The sequence below is a fragment of the Pseudooceanicola sp. DL12 genome (assembly GCF_056270665.1).
Map to the genome: position 1 here is coordinate 3757777 of NZ_CM149884.1, position 17226 is coordinate 3775002.

General features: G+C 67.5%; 14 protein-coding genes and 1 riboswitch. Of the genes, 13 read left to right on the plus strand and 1 reads right to left on the minus strand.

From position 1 onward, the window contains the following. Positions 1–132 precede the first annotated feature (132 nt). The 4 genes from AC0WR5_RS17605 to AC0WR5_RS17620 all read left to right on the plus strand — a co-directional run bounded on the left by AC0WR5_RS17605 (position 133) and on the right by AC0WR5_RS17620 (position 3648). Positions 133–519 (plus strand): DUF1636 family protein, encoded by a 387-nt coding sequence (locus tag AC0WR5_RS17605; RefSeq protein ID WP_475865116.1) that lies wholly within the window; start codon positions 133–135, stop codon positions 517–519. Then, complete coding sequence (locus tag AC0WR5_RS17610) at positions 516–1484, plus strand: threonine-phosphate decarboxylase (protein WP_475865117.1); 969 nt, start codon at positions 516–518, stop codon at positions 1482–1484. Before AC0WR5_RS17605 ends, AC0WR5_RS17610 begins: the two co-directional genes overlap by 4 nt. Then, entirely contained in the window at positions 1481–2401 is a 921-nt protein-coding gene (gene cbiB, locus AC0WR5_RS17615) for an adenosylcobinamide-phosphate synthase CbiB (RefSeq protein ID WP_475865118.1), read from the plus strand. Before AC0WR5_RS17610 ends, cbiB begins: the two co-directional genes overlap by 4 nt. Before the next feature lie 71 nt (positions 2402–2472). Then, positions 2473–3648, plus strand: a complete 1176-nt coding sequence (locus tag AC0WR5_RS17620; protein WP_475865119.1) for a lytic murein transglycosylase — start codon at positions 2473–2475, stop codon at positions 3646–3648. A 275-nt stretch (positions 3649–3923) separates the two neighbouring features. On the opposite strand, the gene AC0WR5_RS17625 is transcribed toward AC0WR5_RS17620, so the two are convergent. After that, positions 3924–7379, minus strand: a complete 3456-nt coding sequence (locus AC0WR5_RS17625; protein WP_475865120.1) for a chromosome segregation SMC family protein — start codon at positions 7377–7379, stop codon at positions 3924–3926. A gap of 207 nt (positions 7380–7586) precedes the next feature. Further along, a riboswitch (cobalamin riboswitch) is annotated at positions 7587–7805 on the plus strand. A gap of 38 nt (positions 7806–7843) precedes the next feature. Here AC0WR5_RS17625 and AC0WR5_RS17630 point away from each other — a divergent pair. From AC0WR5_RS17630 to AC0WR5_RS17670, 9 genes are all read left to right on the plus strand, one after another. Then, positions 7844–8521 (plus strand): energy-coupling factor ABC transporter permease, encoded by a 678-nt coding sequence (locus tag AC0WR5_RS17630; RefSeq protein WP_475865121.1) that lies wholly within the window; start codon positions 7844–7846, stop codon positions 8519–8521. A gap of 86 nt (positions 8522–8607) precedes the next feature. Further along, positions 8608–9681, plus strand: a complete 1074-nt coding sequence (cobW, locus tag AC0WR5_RS17635; RefSeq protein WP_475865122.1) for a cobalamin biosynthesis protein CobW — start codon at positions 8608–8610, stop codon at positions 9679–9681. Then, positions 9678–10136 carry a GNAT family N-acetyltransferase gene (locus tag AC0WR5_RS17640; protein ID WP_475865123.1) on the plus strand — a complete coding sequence of 153 codons (459 nt, stop codon included), beginning with the start codon at positions 9678–9680 and terminating at the stop codon, positions 10134–10136. Before cobW ends, AC0WR5_RS17640 begins: the two co-directional genes overlap by 4 nt. A 109-nt stretch (positions 10137–10245) precedes the next feature. Next, positions 10246–13983, plus strand: a complete 3738-nt coding sequence (gene cobN, locus AC0WR5_RS17645) for a cobaltochelatase subunit CobN (protein ID WP_475865124.1) — start codon at positions 10246–10248, stop codon at positions 13981–13983. Beyond that, the gene (locus tag AC0WR5_RS17650) at positions 13980–14441 is read left to right on the plus strand and encodes a GNAT family N-acetyltransferase (RefSeq protein ID WP_475865125.1); all 462 of its coding nucleotides are present in this window, start codon (positions 13980–13982) and stop codon (positions 14439–14441) included. The genes cobN and AC0WR5_RS17650 overlap by 4 nt, the downstream gene beginning before the upstream one ends. Before the next feature lie 234 nt (positions 14442–14675). Then, positions 14676–15035: a CidA/LrgA family protein gene (locus tag AC0WR5_RS17655; protein WP_475865126.1), complete on the plus strand. Its 360-nt coding sequence runs from the start codon at positions 14676–14678 to the stop codon at positions 15033–15035. Beyond that, complete coding sequence (locus AC0WR5_RS17660; RefSeq protein WP_475865127.1) at positions 15032–15745, plus strand: LrgB family protein; 714 nt, start codon at positions 15032–15034, stop codon at positions 15743–15745. Before AC0WR5_RS17655 ends, AC0WR5_RS17660 begins: the two co-directional genes overlap by 4 nt. Before the next feature lie 17 nt (positions 15746–15762). Next, a complete protein-coding gene (gene cobO, locus AC0WR5_RS17665) occupies positions 15763–16371 on the plus strand; it encodes a cob(I)yrinic acid a,c-diamide adenosyltransferase (RefSeq protein ID WP_475865128.1) in 609 nt (202 codons plus the stop codon). A gap of 76 nt (positions 16372–16447) precedes the next feature. Then, positions 16448–17218 carry a FadR/GntR family transcriptional regulator gene (locus AC0WR5_RS17670; RefSeq protein ID WP_475865129.1) on the plus strand — a complete coding sequence of 257 codons (771 nt, stop codon included), beginning with the start codon at positions 16448–16450 and terminating at the stop codon, positions 17216–17218. Positions 17219–17226: the final 8 nt, after the last annotated feature.

The window sequence follows — 17226 nt, forward strand, 5'->3', positions numbered from 1 at the left end:
ACCTAACAAAGTCTTAACGGATCCGGCCGGTGCTATTGACCTGTTAACGATTTGATTTTTGGCTCGTCCTGCGACACACGGCTGTGCAGGCCTGCCGAATCTGCGGCGGGCCACAGCGGTACCGGAGACGTCATGGCCACCTGGATCACCCTCTGCGACACCTGCAAGCGCGACGACTGGGACGCCACCAGCGGCACCACCGACGGCGAGGCCCTGGCCGAGCTGGTCGAGGCGCTGGCCGCCGAGCGCGGCGTGCCGACCCGCCGGGTCTCCTGCCTGATGGGCTGCGCCCATGGCTGCAACATCGCGATCCAGGCGCAGGGCAAGCTCTGCTATACCCTCGGCCGGTTCGAGCCCAGCGTCGAAGCCGCCGAGGCCATCGTCGACTATGCCGTGCTGCATGGCGACAGCGCCTCCGGCCAGGTGCCCTACCGTACCTGGCCCCAGGGGGTGAAGGGGCATTTCATCACCCGCCACCCGCCGCTGCCCCCCGAGCCGGATACCGGGGCTGCCGAATGACCGGCCCGCGCGATCACGGCGGCAACCTCGATGCCGCGATCCGCAGCCATGGCGGCACCCGTGCCGACTGGGCCGATCTCTCCACCGGCATCAACCCGGTGCCCTACCCCCTCCCCGCGCTGCCCGACATGGCCTGGACCGCCCTGCCCGATGCCGGCGCCCGGGCCGCGCTGCTGCAGGCCGCGCGCGCCTTCTGGCAGGTTCCCGATGACGCCGCGATCCTCGCCGTGCCCGGCGCCTCCGCCGCCATCGCCCATGTCCCGCGCCTCGCCGCCCCCGGCACCGTCCATATCCCCGCGCCCACCTACAACGAACACGCCGCCGCCTTCCGCCTGCACGGCTGGCATGTCACGCCCGATGCCCCCGGCTCCCCCGCCGCCCGCGTGCTCGTGCACCCGAACAACCCCACCGGCGCCTTCCACGCCGCCCCCCTCACCGGCCCCCTCACCGGCCCCCTCACCGTCATCGACGAGAGCTTCTGCGACGTGGCGCCCGAACGCTCCTGGGTCGATCTCGCCGCCCGCGGCGATACGCTCATCCTCAAGAGCTTCGGCAAGTTCTGGGGCCTCGCCGGCCTGCGGCTCGGCTTCGTCATCGGCCCCGCGCCCCTGGTCACCGCCCTGTCGGACATGCTCGGGCCCTGGCCCGTCTCCGGCCCCGCGCTTGCGATCGGCACTGCCGCGCTCTCCGATCAGGCCTGGGCCGAGGCAACCCGCACCCGCCTCGCCCGCGATGCCGCCCGCCTCGACGCGCTGATGCAGGGCGCCGCCGCCCGCACCCTGGGCGGCACGACGCTCTTCCGCCTCTACGAGGTGCCCGATGCCGCAGCCCTGCAATCCCGCCTCGCCGCGCATCACGTCTGGAGCCGCAGCTTCCCCTATGATCCGCGCTGGATCCGCCTGGGCCTGCCCGCGCCCGACCGCTGGGACCAGCTGGAACGCGCCCTCGACGGGGCCATGGGATGAGCCAGGCCGCCCTGCTCGCCCTGGCCCTGCTTCTCGATGCCTGGCTGGGAGAGCCCGCCTGGCTCTGGCGCCGTCTGCCGCATCCGGCGGTGCTCATGGGCCGGCTGATCGGCGCCGCCGACGCCCGCTTCAACCGCGGCGCCGCCCGCCGCGCAAAGGGCGCCCTGCTCGCCCTCGCCCTCGTGCTCCTCGGCTGGGCCCTCGGCAGCGTGATCGCCGCCTTCGGCTGGCTGCCTCAGCTCCTCGTGGCCGCGATCCTGCTGGCCCAGCGCTCGCTGGTCGATCATGTCCGTGCCGTGGCCACCGGCCTGCGCGCCGGCCTGCCGCAGGGCCGCGCGGCGGTGGCGATGATCGTCTCGCGCGATACCGCCGCCATGGATCAGGCCGCCGTGGCCCGCTCCGCCATCGAGAGCGGCGCCGAGAACGCCTCCGACGGGGTGGTGGCGCCCGCCTTCTGGTTCCTGCTGCTGGGCCTGCCGGGGCTGATGATCTACAAGCTCGTCAATACCGCCGACAGCATGATCGGCTATCGCACGCCGCGGCATCTTCAGTTCGGCTGGGCCGCCGCCCGCCTCGATGACCTGCTCAACCTGATCCCGGCGCGCCTCTCGGCGCTGGCGCTCGCCGCCCTCTCCGGCCACCTGCCCGACTGGCGCGCCATCACGGCCGAGGCCCGCCGCCACCGCTCGCCCAATGCCGGCTGGCCCGAGGCCGCCATGGCCCGCGCCCTCGGCGTGGCGCTCTCCGGCCCGCGCTCCTATGACGGGCAGATGCAGGACTTTCCCTTCGTCCATCCCGCCGGGCGCCGCTTTCCCGGCCCCTCCGAGATCGAGGCCTGCTGCACCCGCCTCTGGCAGCTCTGGGCCTGCCTGCTCGGCGCGGCCCTGCTGATTGCCGTCGCCGGTGCCCTGCTCTGACGCAGGATTGAAATTGCCCTGTCCCATTCCGCTGCTAGGTTAGGGCGAAACGTTAACGAGGAACGCCCATCATGCTGAACAAGGCCCTGCTCGCCCTGACGCTCACGCTCTCCCCGCTGGCCGCCACAGCCCAGACCTGCGGCGGCAATTTCAACAGCTTCGTGCAGGGGCTGAAGCAGGAGGCGATCAGCCGCGGCCACGCGCCGGCCACGGTCGACAGTTTCTTCGCCACCGTGCGCCAGGACCCCAAGGTGATCGCCGCCGACCGCAAGCAGGGGGTGTTCCAGCTCAACTTCACCGATTTCGCCCGCCGCCTGATCTCGCAGAACCGCATCCAGGCCGGCGCCTCCAATGCCAGGAAATACGCCGCCGTCTTCGACACGATGGAACGGCAATACGGCGTGCCCCGCGGCATCCTGCTGGCCTTCTGGGCCTTCGAGACGGATTACGGCGGCTACCAGGGCGATTTCAACACGCTGAACGCGCTGGTGACCCTGGCCCATGACTGCCGCCGCCCCTCGCTCTTCCGGCCCCAGGTCTTCTCGGCGCTGGAACTCTACGAACACGGCGATTTCTCTCCCACCGGCACCACCGGCGCCTGGGCCGGCGAGATCGGCATGGTGCAGATGCTGCCCGGCGACATCATCGAAAACGGCGTCGACGGCGATGGCGACGGCCACGTCCGGCTGAAGACCTCGGCGCCCGACGCCCTGCTCTCGGGGGCACGGATGCTGCGCTCGCTCGGCTGGGCCCCGAACCAGCCCTGGCTGCAGGAGATCACGGTGCCCGCCAATCTCGACTGGTCGAAAACCGGGCTCACCACCACGATGACACCCACCCAGTGGCAACAGCTCGGCGTGCGCCCGCGCTCCGGCCAGTGGCAGAGCAGCAACCTGCCCGCCTCGATCATCCTGCCCCAGGGGCGGAACGGCCCGGCCTTCCTCGCCTACCCGAACTTCTCGACGCTCTTCGAATGGAACCAGAGCTTCACCTACGTGCTGACGGCCGCCTATTTCGCCACCCGTCTCTCCGGCGCCCCGGTCTTCGATCCGGGCAACCCCGATCCCGGCCTCTCGGGGCCGCAGATCAAGCAGCTGCAGCAAAAGCTGCAGGCCATGGGCTATGACGTCGGCGGGGTCGACGGGATCCTCGGCGAGAAGAGCCGCGAGGCGGTGCAGAGCGTCCAGGAGCAGCTCGGCCTGCCGGCGGATGCCTGGCCCACCCAACAGCTCCTGAACCGGCTCTGATCAGGCGGAGGGGCGCTGCCCCTCCCGGACCTGCGGCCCTCCCACCCCGGGATATTTCGGGCCAGATGACAGGGGAGCCGCGGCGCTCCTTCATCTGGCCGGAAATATCCCCGCCGGAGGCTCCGGCGACAGCCGGATCACCCTCCGTGTTAACCTTTCGCTCCGGCGCTTTCGCACCGACGCGATACCGACAAGATACCGACGTAATACCGACGTTGGAATCCGGCGATTTCAGAGGGTTAACACATATTCCATTTTCGGCATGCCGACGTGGATCAGGCCACCATCGCCTCGGCCTTTTTCAGGTCGACCGAGACAAGCTGGCTGACCCCCTGTTCCTGCATCGTCACGCCGAAGAGACGGTCCATCCGGGCCATGGTCACGGCGTGGTGGGTGATGATCAGGAAGCGGGTTTCGGTGCGCCGGCACATCTCGTCCAGCAGGTCGCAGAAGCGCGTGACATTGGCGTCATCGAGCGGCGCATCGACCTCGTCCAGCACGCAGATCGGCGCCGGGTTCGCCAGAAAGACCGCGAAAATCAAGGCCATGGCAGTGAGTGTCTGTTCGCCGCCCGAGAGCAGCGAGAGGGTCGAGAGCTTCTTGCCCGGCGGCTGGCACATGATCTCGAGGCCCGCATCGAGGGGGTCTTCGCTCTCCACCAGCACCAGGTTGGCCTCGCCGCCGTTGAACAGGTGCCTGAACAGCAGGGCAAAGTTGCTGTTGACCTGTTCGAAAGCCGTCAGCAGGCGTTCGCGCCCCTCGCGGTTCAGCCCGGCGATGCCGTTGCGCAGCGCCCGGATCGCCTCTTCCAGGTCGGCCTTCTCGGTCACCAGGGTGCCATGCTCCTCGCGGATCTCCCTGGCGTCCTCCTCCGCCCTCAGGTTCACCGCCCCGAGGCTGTCCCGCTGCCGTTTCAGGCGGTTCACGTCAGCCTCGATCTCGTCCGAGGGGGGCATTTTCTCGGGGTCTGTGTCCAGTGTTTCGAGCAGTTTTTTCGGCGTGGTTTCAAGTGCTTCTGCGATACGCTCGGCCGCGGCAGAGACAGCCTCGGCGGCGGCATCGGCACGGGCCTCGGCGCGGGCGCGGGCCTCGCGGGCCTCGGATGCGGTGCGCTCGCTGTCGCGCTCGCTGGCCACCGCCTCGCGCAGCCTGCTCTCCGCCTCGGCCAGGATGTCGGCCGCCGTGGCACGCCGCGCCTCGGCCTCCTCGATCGCCTCGGCCAGTTCCTCGCGCTTTGCGGCGAGCTCCTCCGGCACCGCCATGGCATCCTCGAGCGCCTCCTCGCTCTCGGCGCGGCGCTCGTCCAGCTCGGCGATGCGACGGTCCGCACTCTCCAATCGGTGCTTCCAACCGCTTGTTTCCTTGGTAATTTCCTGGCTGCGACGAATACGGTTGTCGCCTTCGCGACGCAGCTCGTCATGTGCCGCACGACGCGACATCATGGCCATCCGCGCCGCCTCCACCGCCATGCGGATCTGTTCGATCCCGGCACGGGCATCGTCAAGATCCTCCAGGTTCTCCACCGCAGCCTCGGCTTCCTTCACCTGCTTGCGGTTGGCCAGCGACTCTTCCTCGTGCCGCGTCACCGCAAGGCCCAGCGATTCCAGCTTGCTGGCCGAGAGGTTGCGCTCGGCCTCGGCCCGCGACATGCGGCGCGCGGCTTCGGTCAGCATGCGATCCGCCTCGCTCCGTGCGGCCCGCGCTGCCTTGTCCGCGGCGGTCTGCGCGGCCAGCAGATCGACCAGAGCGGCATGCGCCGACCGGGCCTCCTCGGCCCGCGCCGCGGCCTCGTCCAGTTCAGCCTGCAATTCCTTGAGGCGGTTCAGCTGCTGCAGTCGCAGGGCCGCCGCAGAGGGCGCATCCTCGGCCCAGGCGCGATAGCCATCCCACCGCCAGAGATCGCCCTCGACTGTCACAAGCCGTTGCCCCGGCTTCAGTTTTTCCTGCAGCCCAGCCCCCTCGCCCGCGGACACGAGGCCGATCTGAGAGATCCGGCGCCCCAGCACCCCGGGCACCGTGACGTGATCCGAGAGCGGCGTCACACCGGCGGGCAATGCCTGTTCGGCCCCATAACCCGGCAGTTCGACCCAGCCCGAGGGCCCGTCACCGGCCACCACCGGCGCCCGCAGATCATCGGCGAGCGCCGCGCCCAGAGCCTTTTCGAACCCCGGATCCACCTTCAGGTCATCCAGGAGCTGACCACCCTCGGTGGAGTCACGCTGCACCAGTTTCGTCAGCGCGTTGACCTCAGCCCGCAGGGCGCTGACCTCGCCCTCGGCCTCGGACCGGGCCGCGCGTGCATCAGCCTCTTCGCCCTGTGTCTCGGCGCGCGCCGTTTCGGCCTCCGCCAGGGCCTCTTCCGCAGCTTCCACCGATCCGCGGGCCATTTCCTCGGCCTCCACGGCGGCTTCGAAATCTTCCTCCGCCCGCTCCGTCGCCTCGCGCGCTGCACGGACGGCCTCGCGGGCCTTCTCGGCTTCGCCTTCGCTCCGCGACAGGGTCTTGCGACTGTCATCCAGGAAGCGATGGGCCGACTGGTGACGCGCCGCCAGCCGCGCAACGTCTTCCGTCAGTTGAGAAAGATCCGATTCGCGATCACTCAGCACCGAGGCCGCCTCGGTGGCCAGCTCTGCCGCCTCCGTCAGCCTATCGGCATGTCCCTCATGGGCCTTGGCGATCTCGCGTGCCTCCCATTCCAGGCGCTCGATGGTCTCCTCGGCATCCCGGTTCAACCCGGCCTCACGCTCGCGGTCACGCACCAGCTGCTCGATCCGACCCTGCAGGGTCAGGATCGCCTGCTTCGCGCGTTCCTGTTCATCTGCCATGGCATCGCGCTGCACGACCAGACGCTGCAAAACCGCCGCGGCAATCGCCTCTTCCTCGCGTTTCGGCGGCAGTTCCTCTTCCAGCCTGGCCCTCAGCGCCTCGGCGTCCCGTGCCGTGCGCTCGGCCTGCGAGGCCGCCGTCGATCGTTCGCGCAACTGCGCCAGCGCGGCATTCCGTGCCTCGTCCGCCTCGCGCCAGCGCCGATAGAGCAAGAGCCCCTCGGCCTGCCGAAGCTCCGTGCCGATCGCGCGGTACCGGGCGGCCTGCCGCGCCTGACGGTCCAGCGTGGCCAGCTGCTGGGCCAGCTGCTCGACCACGTCATCGACCCGGGTCAGGTTCTGCTCGGCACCCTTCAGCTTCAGCTCGGCCTCGTGGCGCCTCTGGTAAAGTCCCGAAATACCTGCAGCTTCTTCCAGGATCCGGCGTCGATTCTTGGGCTTGGCGTTGATCAGCTCGCTGATCTGCCCCTGCCGGACCAAGGCCGGAGAATGCGCCCCGGTCGAGGCATCGGCAAAGAGCATCTGAACGTCGCGGGCCCGCACGTCCTTGGCATTTGCCTTGTAGGCACTGCCGACGTCGCGGGTGATGCGGCGCACGATCTCGATCTGGTCCTCGTCGTTGAATCCTGCGGGCGCCACGCGATCGCTGTTGTCGATATGCAGGCTGACCTCGGCGAAATTCCGGGCCGGGCGCGACGACGCCCCGGCAAAGATCACGTCCTCCATGCCGCCGCCGCGCATGGCCGTCGGGCGGTTTTCGCCCATGACCCAGCGCAGCGCTTCCAGCAGGTTCGACTTGCCACAGCCGTTCGGCCCGACAACGCCGGTCAGCCCGGCATTGATGATCAGGTCCGTCGGGTCGACGAAACTCTTGAAGCCGGTCAGTCTGAGCCTGGAAAAATGCACGTTTCGCTCGCCTTCGCGTGATTCAGCCTGTCGGGACAGAGTGAGGAGCGAAGAGCTGCGAGTCAACGAAGTCTCAACTGCATCTGGGGCAAGACCGAAAGTTATCCCCAAGATATTGCGCAAACCCGCGTCTTTTCGCCGGTCTGGAAATGCCATGCCGCCGCCCTTCTTGCCGAAAACGGCTTGACGCCGCCCCCGCGGCAACGGCAGTGATAGAGGATGCAAGGTTCCCCCGCATGGGCGCAAAGCGCCCGGGGGTGAAACGGGAATGCGGACCGGGTGACCCAATCAGGGGCCCGTCAGCCGCAGCCGCCCCCGCGACTGTGACGCGGCAAGCAGGTGCTTCGATGCCACTGGGATCCCCGGGAAGGCCGCACCTGCGCCAGAGCCGCCAGCCAGGAGACCGGCCCTGCATCGAGAAACCCATGCATGCCGTCGGGGTTGACGGCTACGGAGTACAGAACATGCATATCGAACCCGGGCTCGTGAGCCCCGCCAAGATGCTTTTCGCCTATGCCACCGCGGCAGGCGCAGGCGCCTATACCGTCAAGCTGGCCCTGGATGCCGCCCGTGAAAAGGGACTTGCCTCCCTGGCCGCGCGCACCGCGATGTCCACGGCTGCCGTCTTCAGCTTCTTCCAGATCCTGCCGCACCAGCCCGTTGGCGTATCCGAAGTGCACCTGATCCTCGGCTCGACCCTCTTCCTGCTCTTCGGCGCCGCGCCGGCTGCCTTCGGCCTCGCACTCGGCCTGCTGATCCAGGGGCTCTTCTTCGCTCCCTTCGACCTGCCGCAATACGCCGCGAACGTGACCACGCTCTTGGTGCCGCTCTTCGCGCTTCAGGCCGTGGCCAACCGCATGATCAAGCCCGACACCCCCTATGTCGACATCCGGTACCGCGATGCGCTGGCCCTCTCGGTCACCTATCAGGGTGGCGTCGTCGCATGGGTGGCCTTCTGGGCACTCTACGGCCAGGGCTTCGGCGCTGCAAACGTGGCTTCTGTTGCCACCTTCGGTGCCGCCTACATGGCCGTCGTCCTGATCGAGCCGCTGATCGACCTCGCCGTACTTGCCGGCGCCAAGTCGCTGAACGGGCTGTCGAAATCCGGCCTGACCACGCCGCGGCTCTTCAACGGCGCATAAGCTCCGCCTGATCCGAACCTGCGCGCGCCGGGGGCCAGCCCTCCGGCGCCGCTTTGCATTTTCGTACACGTTTCCCGGAGCTTCCCATGCCCGCTAAGATCCCCGCGACCGTCATCACCGGCTTCCTCGGCGCCGGCAAGACAACCCTGATCCGCCACATGCTGTCCAACGCCGAGGGCAAGCGCATCGCGTTGATCATCAACGAATTCGGCGACCTTGGCGTGGATGGTGACATCCTGCGCGGCTGCGGCGACGCGGCCTGCAAGGAAGAGGACATCGTGGAGCTTTCGAACGGCTGCATCTGCTGCACCGTGGCCGAAGACTTCGTGCCGACGATGGAGGCGTTGCTGGCCCGCCCGGACAAGCCCGATCACATCGTCATCGAGACCTCCGGGCTTGCCCTGCCCCAGCCCCTTATCCGCGCGTTCAACTGGCCGGGCATCTCGACCAAGGTCACCGTGGACGGTGTCGTTACCGTGGTGGACGGCAAGGCCGTGACCGAGGGCCGGTTTGCAGCCGACGAGGCCGCCGTGGCCCGCGCGCGAGCCGCAGATGACAGCATCGACCACGAAACGCCGCTCGCCGAACTCTTCGAGGATCAGCTGGCCTGTGCCGACATGATCGTGGTGAACAAGTCTGACCTGCTTTCCTCGGCCGAACTCGCCTCCACCATGGACGCGCTGAAATCCGGCGCACGCCCCTCCGTGCAACTGGTCTCCTCCTCCATGGGCGCCCTGCCCGTCGATGTGCTGCTCGGCATGGGGATCGGCGCCGAGGGTGACATGGAAGGCCGCCACGAGGTGCACCATCATCACCACCACGATCACGACGACGATCACGATGAGGACGACGATCACGACCATCATCACCACGACCACGATGATTTCGAGAGCTTCGTCGTGACCCTGCCCGAGATCACCGATCCAAAGGCCTTCTCGGCAAAGGTCACCGAGGTGATCCGCGCCCATGACATCCTGCGTCTCAAGGGGTTTGCAGCGGTCACCGGCAAGCCCATGCGCCTGACGATCCAGGCTGTGGGCCCCCGCATCGACAGCTACTTCGATCAGCCCTTCGGCAGCGGTACCCGTGAAACCCGCCTTGTCGTCATCGGCCAGGCCGGTCTTGATCGTGCCGCCATCGAAAAGGCACTCGCCGCATGATCATCGTCGAGAGCACGACACCGACCGCGCCCGACGCGGTCAGGCTCCTCGACGCGTCACAGGCGTTGATGCGTGCGCTCTACAAGCCAGAGGAAAACAATTTCCTCAGCCATGACGAACTGGCCCGTGACGACATCCGCTTCTTCACGGCGCGCATCGGCCGCGATGTGCTGGGCTGTGGCGCGCTTCAGGTCAAGGACGGCTACGGCGAAGTAAAGAGCTTCTTCACCGACGAAGTCGCCCGCGGCCGCGGCATCGGCGCCGCCCTCCTCCGCCGGATCGAGGACCAGGCCATCGAGGAAGGTCTCTCCGAGCTCAAGCTCGAAACTGGCGATGCCCTGGCTGCCGCCTGCCGGCTCTACGAACGCCACGGCTTCAGCCGCTGTGGCGTCTTCGGCAACTACGAGGACAACGGCGTCTCGGTCTTCATGACCAAGGCACTTTCCGCCGGATAGCACTGCAGGGGCCGGCGCTCTTCGGCCTCCCCGTCATCTGGCCCCCAATACTGCCGCCGGAGGCTCCCGCCGTGGTCCACCTCCGGTGGCTCGACACTTCAGAGGTCCCATGCACCTTCTCGCCGCCACCCCCGGCCGCATCGATGATGGCAACGAGGCCGTCGACCTGCAGCAGACCCCTGCCGACCTGGTGGTGATATCTGCCGCCGATACCGAGCTGGCGGCCCTGTCGCAGGCGCGTGCGGCCCTTTCCGACGCGCCATCCCTGCGCCTGGCCCGGCTGACAGACCTGACGCACCCGATGTCGGTCGACCTCTACCTCGATCAATGCGCCACAGCATCGAAACTGGTGGTTGTGCGGGTACTCGGCGGAACCGGCTACTGGCGCTATGGCATGGAACAATTCTCGGCCCGGCTGCACGAGGCCGGCGTCCCCTTTGCCGCCCTGCCCGGCGACGACAAACCCGATCCCGAGCTGCGCAGCCTCTCGACCCTGCCCGACGCCGATTACGACGCGCTATGGGCCTATCTCGTCGAGGGCGGCCCCGCCAATGCCGCTGGTTTTCTCACCTATTGCCGCGCCCTGCTGGACGAAGCGGAAAAGCCCGCCCCGGCGGCGCCGCTCCTGCGCGCCGGCCTCTACTGGCCCGGAGAAACGGCCCCGAGCCTCGATACGCTCCGCGCCCATTGGCAGGCAGAGGCGCCGACGGTTCCGCTGGTCTTCTACCGCGCTCTGGTTCAGGGCGCAGGCCTTGCCCCCATCGACGGGCTGGTCCACGCCCTGCGCGGGCGGGGCCTGAACCCGCTGCCGGTTTTCGTAGCCTCGCTCAAGGATCCGGTTTCCGCCGCTACGCTCGACGGGCTCTTCGCCGAAACCGCCCCGCAGGCGATCCTGAACTGCACCGCCTTTGCCACCGGCTCGCCCCATGGCGACAGCGGCGACCAGAACCCCTTTACCCAGCCCTCCGCAAACCAGGCGCCGGTCTTCCAGGTTGTCCTTGCCTCCTCCTCGCAGGAGGCCTGGTCGGACGGGCTCACCGGCCTCTCCGGTCGCGACATCGCGATGAACGTGGCCCTGCCGGAGGTCGATGGACGCATCCTGACGCGCGCCGTCAGCTTCAAGGGCGAGAGCCATTTCGACAGCGCCACGCAATGCGCCATCGCGACTTACCGGCCGCGCGCCGACCGCATCCGCTTCGTGGCAAGCCTCGCCGCAAACTGGTGCCGGTTGCGGGCCACCGCTGCTGCGGATCGCAAGGTTGCCCTGATCCTGGCCAATTACCCGAACAAGGACGGCCGCCTGGCCAATGGCGTGGGGCTCGACACTCCGGCTGCCACGGTTCATGCCCTCAACCTGCTGCAGGGGGCAGGTTACAGCGTGGAGGCAGTGCCTGCCGACAGCGACACCCTGATGCAGGCAATACTCGCCGGCCCCACCAACTGGCTGACCGATCGCGCGGCAAAGGATGGCGGCGTCACCCTGCCCCTTTCGACCTACCGCAGGCATTTCGACCGTCTGCCCGAAGCCACCCGCCAGAAGGTCATTGACCGCTGGGGGCCGCCCGAGGCCGATCCCTTCATCCTTTCCGCAGCGCTCCCGCCTCAGGGTACCGACGAAACGGGCTTCAAGCTGTCCGTGCTGCGCCACGGGAATGTCGTCGTCGGCATCCAGCCCGCCCGCGGCTACAACATCGACCCGACCGAGACCTACCACGCACCGGATCTGCCACCGCCGCACAATTACCTGGCCTTCTACATCTGGCTGCGAGAGGAATTCGGCGCCCAGGCACTCGTGCACATGGGCAAGCACGGCAACCTCGAATGGCTGCCCGGCAAGGCCATTGCCCTGTCTCAGGAGTGTTTCCCCGAGGCGGTCATGGGCCCGATGCCCCATGTCTATCCGTTCATCGTCAACGACCCCGGAGAGGGCACCCAGGCCAAGCGCCGGGCCCAGGCGGTCATCGTCGATCATCTGACGCCGCCCCTTACCCGCGCCGAGAGCTATGGCCCGCTGCGGGATCTCGAAGCGCTCGTGGACGAGTATTACGAAGCGGCCGGTGTCGACCCCCGGCGGATCGACTACCTGCGCCGGGAGATCCTCTCGCTGACCTCCGTCACCGGCGTCGACAAGGACGCGGGCTTTACCGGCGAGGAAGAGACCGACCTGGCCAAGCTCGATGCCTGGCTCTGCGACCTGAAGGAGGCGCAGATCCGCGATGGATTGCACATCTTCGGCCAAACCCCCGAGGGCAGGCTCTTTCGCGACCTCCTTCAGGCGCTGACCCGCATTCCGCGCGGCAAAGGCCAAGGCGGCGACGCCTCCCTGCCCCGCGCCCTTGCGGCAGATTTCGAACTCGGCTTCGACCCGCTCGACTGCGACATGGCCGCCCCCTGGACTGGCCCCCGTCCTGCGCCCCTCGGTGCCGTCACCGATGCCCGCTGGCGCAGCAACGGCGACACTGTCGAGCGGCTGGAGCTGCTTGCCGCAACCCTCATCGAGGCCAGTCTCGCACCGTCCGGCGCCAAGGCGCCCGGCCCGGCGAGCACCGCAGTCCTGGATCGCATCGCCACCGATATCGCGCCGACGCTGGCCGCCTGCGGGCCGGACGAGGAGGCGGGGCTGCTCACCGCGCTCTCCGGGCGTTTCCTCGCGCCGGCACCGTCCGGTGCGCCCACCCGCGGACGCCTCGACACCCTGCCCACCGGCCGCAACTTCTACAGCGTCGACAGTCGCGCTGTGCCGACACCGACCGCCTGGGCGCTTGGCTGGAAAAGCGCGAACCTGCTGATCGAGCGTCACCTGCAGGATCAGGGCGACTGGCCCCGCACGATGCTGCTGACGGCCTGGGGCACCGCAAACATGCGCACCGGCGGCGACGACATCGCCCAGGCGCTGGCCCTCATGGGCGTGAAACCGCAATGGGACAACGCCAATCGCCGTGTCACCGGCTTCGAGATCCTGCCGCTGTCCACCCTCGACCGCCCCCGTGTCGACGTGACCCTGCGGATCTCCGGCTTTTTCCGCGATGCCTTCCCGCAACTGATCGACCTTTTCGACAGCGCGGCACGTGCGGTCCAGGCGCTCGACGAACCCGCAGAGATGAACCCCGCCGCGGCCCGCATGCGCGCCGGAGAGGCCCAGGCCCGTGTCTATGGCTCGAAGCCGGGCGCCTATGGCGCCGGCCTTCAGGCGATGATTGACGAACGCCTCTGGAACGACCGCGCCGATCTTGCCGAGGCCTACCTGCAATGGGGCAGCTACAGCTATGGCGCCCGGGACGAGGGCACCCGTGACACCGAAGGCATGCGCGCGCGCCTGGCCCAGACAGAGGCCATCGTCCAGAATCAGGACAACCGCGAACACGACATTCTCGACAGCGACGACTACTACCAGTTCGAGGGAGGGGCCGCCGCCGCGGTGGCCAGCCTGCGCGGCGCCGACGTACCGCTCTATCACAACGACCATTCCCGCCCCGAGCGCCCGGTCATCCGCACCCTCGAAGAGGAGATCAGCCGCGTCATGCGCTCGCGCGTCGTGAACCCCAAGTGGATCGACGGCGTCAAGAGGCACGGCTACAAGGGCGCCTTCGAGATCGCCGCGACGGTGGATTATCTATTTGCCTTCTCGGCCACGACTGGCGCCGTGAAACCGCATCATTTCGATCTCTGCTACGATGCCTTCCTGGAAGACGACGAAACCCGGGACTTCATCGCCGGTCACAACGCCCCGGCCCTGCAGGAGATTGCAGACCGCCTGCAGGAAGCGATCGACCGCGGAATGTGGCAGCCAAAGTCGAACTCGGCGGCCGCCCGGCTCGCCGCGCTGCGGGCGAGTCCGGCCCCATGACACCCATCCGCCTCTCTGCCGCAGACGACATGCGCCCCGTCCTGCGCCTGCTGACAGAGAGTTTCGCCTACATGGAAAGGCGGATTGATCCCCCGTCGTCCCTTGGCCGCATGACGCCGGCCTCGTTGAAGGAAGAGGCAGCACAGAACGAGCTCTGGGTGCTGCCGGGCCCGGCTGCCTGCATGATACTCACGCCGCGCGCGGATCACCTCTATCTCGGCAAACTTGCGACCGCCCGTGTGCAGCGGGGGTGCGGCCTGGCGCGCCTCATGGTGACCCATGCGGAGGGCCGCGCCCGGGCGCTTGGCCTGCCACAGATCCGCCTGCAGACGCGGGTCGAGCTTCAGGAAAACCATGCAACGTTCCGCGCGCTCGGCTTTCGCGAGGTGGCTCGCACGGCCCATCCGGGCTTTTCGCGCCCCACCTCGCTGACCTTCGCAAGGGACGTCCCGGCCTGATGCAGCCGCGAGGCAGCCACGGGGCAGCCTGCGTGCCACCCCCCCCCCTGCCCGCGGAATAGGCAGCAGGGGCGGAAAAGCCGGCAGGGCGGTTGCCTGCGGACGGACCTTGCCGCGCCATGGCCCTTTTTCCCGGCCGGCTTTCGCTTTCTGCATGGCGGCATCCCGGTGGCGGCCACTTTTCTTTCTCCTGACCCAGCGTTAGCCCAAGGGCCTGCCAGCCAGGAGTTTCAGATGATCCGCCACCTTTTCATCATTCTCGTCTATCAGCTCGTGGGCGAGGTCGCGTCCCGCGCCTTTGGCCTGCCTCTGCCGGGCCCGGTTCTGGGCATGGCGCTCCTGGCCGTTTCGATGATGCTCTATCCGCCGCTCTTTGCGGCCATCCAGGGCACCGTGAACGGCCTTCTGATGCACCTGTCCTTCCTCTTCGTCCCTGCAGGGGTAGGCATCATCCAGTACCTCGACCTGCTGCGCACCTCCGGCGTGCAGCTCTTCATCACCCTCCTGATCTCGACGGGCCTCGCCATCGCCGCCAGCGCACTTGCCTTCAAGTTCATGCTGAAATGGACCGGCGACAAGGAGCCGGTGCAATGAACTTCACCGACATCTGGAGCTATCTCGAGCAGCAACCGCTGATCTGGCTCACGCTGACCCTTGGCGCCTACATCCTCGGTGACTGGATCTACCTCAAGACCCACCGTTTTCCGCTCTGCAACCCGCTCCTGCTGGCCGTTGTCTTCCTGGTCCTGGCCCTGCTCGCCACCGGCACCGACTATCAGACCTATTTCGACGGCGCGCAGTTCGTGCACTTCCTGCTGGGGCCTGCAACCGTCTGTCTGGCCGTGCCGCTCTATGCCAACATCGACCTGGTCAAGCGCAGCGCGCTGCCGATGGTCGTCTCCCTCGTCGTTGGCTCCATCGTCGCCATGGTCTCCGCACTGCTACTGGCCAAGGCCTTCGGAATGACCGGTCAGACGCTGATTTCCATCGCACCGAAATCGGTGACCGCGCCTGTCGCCATCGGCATCTCCGAGGCCATCGGAGGCCTGCCCACGCTCACCGCGTCGCTGGTGCTGCTCACCGGGATCATCGGTGCGATCATCGCCCCCTTCGTGCTGAACCGCTGCCGCGTCTGGGACTGGCGCGCACGCGGTTTCGCCGCCGGGGTAGCCGCACACGGCCTCGGTACCGCCCGCGCCTTTCAGGTGCACAACACAGCCGGCGCCTTTGCGGGGATCGGCATGGCGCTGAATGCCTTGCTGACCTCCATCCTTGCACCCTATGTTGTCTCCCTGATCCACTAGGGAGAGAAGAGAGCCTGATGACCGAAGACAGCGCCCGCCACGCCGCCAAGATGGCCAAGAAAAAGGCCGCCCGCGACAAGATCATGGCCACGAAGACCGATGAGAAGGGCCTGATCATCGTCCATACCGGCAAGGGCAAGGGCAAGAGCTCTGCGGCCTTCGGAATGATCTTCCGCTGCATCGCCCACGACATGCCCTGTGCCGTCGTGCAGTTCATCAAGGGCGGCATGTCGACTGGCGAGCGTGACCTGATCCTTGAACATTTCTCCGATAAATGTGCCTTCCACACCATGGGCGAGGGCTTCACCTGGGAGACCCAGGACCGCGAGCGCGACATGGAGATGGCCCAGGCCGCCTGGGAAAAGGCAAAGGAGCTGATCCGCGATCCCGCAAACTGCATGGTCCTGCTTGACGAAATCAACATCGCCCTGCGTTACGACTACATCGACCTGGACGAGGTGATCACTTTCCTCGCCGAAGAAAAGCCGCCGATGACCCATGTCGTGCTCACCGGCCGCAATGCCAAGGAGCCGCTGATCGACGTGGCAGACCTGGTCACCGAGATGGAGCTGATCAAGCATCCCTTCCGGTCGGGCATCAAGGCGCAGATCGGCGTGGAATTCTGACCTGTCGGTGCACTGCGCTTGCTCCGGGCACGCTGTGGTCATAAATTCTGACCACAGACGGAGCAGCGATCCCACCATGCCCTTTCATCCGATCCAGCCTGAAAAACGTGCCGACGCGGTTATCCGCCAGATAGAGCTTCTGATCCTGCGCGGCATCCTCCGCCCCGGAGAACGCCTGCCCGCGGAACGCGAGCTTGCAGACCGGATGGCGGTGTCGCGCCCGTCTCTGCGCGAAGCGCTCGCTACCCTGCAGGAGCGTGGCCTTCTGGAAAGCCGCGCGGGATCGGGCGTCTACGTGGCAGACGTGCTCGGCTCGGCATTTTCGCCGGCTCTTGTAGATCTGTTCCAGCGTCACGAAGAAGCCGTCACCGACTACCTCTCCTTCCGCCGCGACCTCGAAGGGCAGGCTGCCGAACGCGCCGCCCGGGATGGTCTGGATGCCGATATCGCTCTGGTGGACACGGTCATGGACAAGATGCGCCGAGCCCACGAGGCAAACGACACCGCCACCGAGGCCCGCCTCGATGCGGAGTTTCACATGGCCATTCTCGAGGCCAGTCACAACACCGTGCTGCTCCACATGACCCGCTCGATGTTCGAGCTTCTCCGGCAGGGCGTGTTCTACAATCGCGACATGCTTTTCATTCGCGCCGGCACCCGGGACATGCTTCTGGATCAGCATGCGGCGATCAACGATGCCCTGCAGCGGCGCGATCCGACCGGCGCCCGCCGCGCCGTCGAGGATCACCTGGACTTCGTGCTGTCGGCCTACCAGGCACAGCGCGCCGCCGAGCGCCGCAACGAGGTCGCACAGATGCGTCTCGACCAGGAACGCCAGCGCGACTGAGCCTGTTG

What these genes read in the sequence shown, in the direction of transcription:
- AC0WR5_RS17650 (WP_475865125.1), top strand. Translation starts at nt 13,980, where the DNA reads ATGACACCCATCCGCCTCTCTGCCGCAGACGACATGCGCCCCGTCCTG.
- AC0WR5_RS17660 (WP_475865127.1), top strand. Translation starts at nt 15,032, where the DNA reads ATGAACTTCACCGACATCTGGAGCTATCTCGAGCAGCAACCGCTGATC.
- AC0WR5_RS17610 (WP_475865117.1), top strand. Translation starts at nt 516, where the DNA reads ATGACCGGCCCGCGCGATCACGGCGGCAACCTCGATGCCGCGATCCGC.
- AC0WR5_RS17630 (WP_475865121.1), top strand. Translation starts at nt 7,844, where the DNA reads ATGCATATCGAACCCGGGCTCGTGAGCCCCGCCAAGATGCTTTTCGCC.
- cobW (WP_475865122.1), top strand. Translation starts at nt 8,608, where the DNA reads ATGCCCGCTAAGATCCCCGCGACCGTCATCACCGGCTTCCTCGGCGCC.
- AC0WR5_RS17605 (WP_475865116.1), top strand. Translation starts at nt 133, where the DNA reads ATGGCCACCTGGATCACCCTCTGCGACACCTGCAAGCGCGACGACTGG.
- cobO (WP_475865128.1), top strand. Translation starts at nt 15,763, where the DNA reads ATGACCGAAGACAGCGCCCGCCACGCCGCCAAGATGGCCAAGAAAAAG.
- AC0WR5_RS17640 (WP_475865123.1), top strand. Translation starts at nt 9,678, where the DNA reads ATGATCATCGTCGAGAGCACGACACCGACCGCGCCCGACGCGGTCAGG.
- AC0WR5_RS17655 (WP_475865126.1), top strand. Translation starts at nt 14,676, where the DNA reads ATGATCCGCCACCTTTTCATCATTCTCGTCTATCAGCTCGTGGGCGAG.
- cbiB (WP_475865118.1), top strand. Translation starts at nt 1,481, where the DNA reads ATGAGCCAGGCCGCCCTGCTCGCCCTGGCCCTGCTTCTCGATGCCTGG.
- cobN (WP_475865124.1), top strand. Translation starts at nt 10,246, where the DNA reads ATGCACCTTCTCGCCGCCACCCCCGGCCGCATCGATGATGGCAACGAG.
- AC0WR5_RS17620 (WP_475865119.1), top strand. Translation starts at nt 2,473, where the DNA reads ATGCTGAACAAGGCCCTGCTCGCCCTGACGCTCACGCTCTCCCCGCTG.
- AC0WR5_RS17670 (WP_475865129.1), top strand. Translation starts at nt 16,448, where the DNA reads ATGCCCTTTCATCCGATCCAGCCTGAAAAACGTGCCGACGCGGTTATC.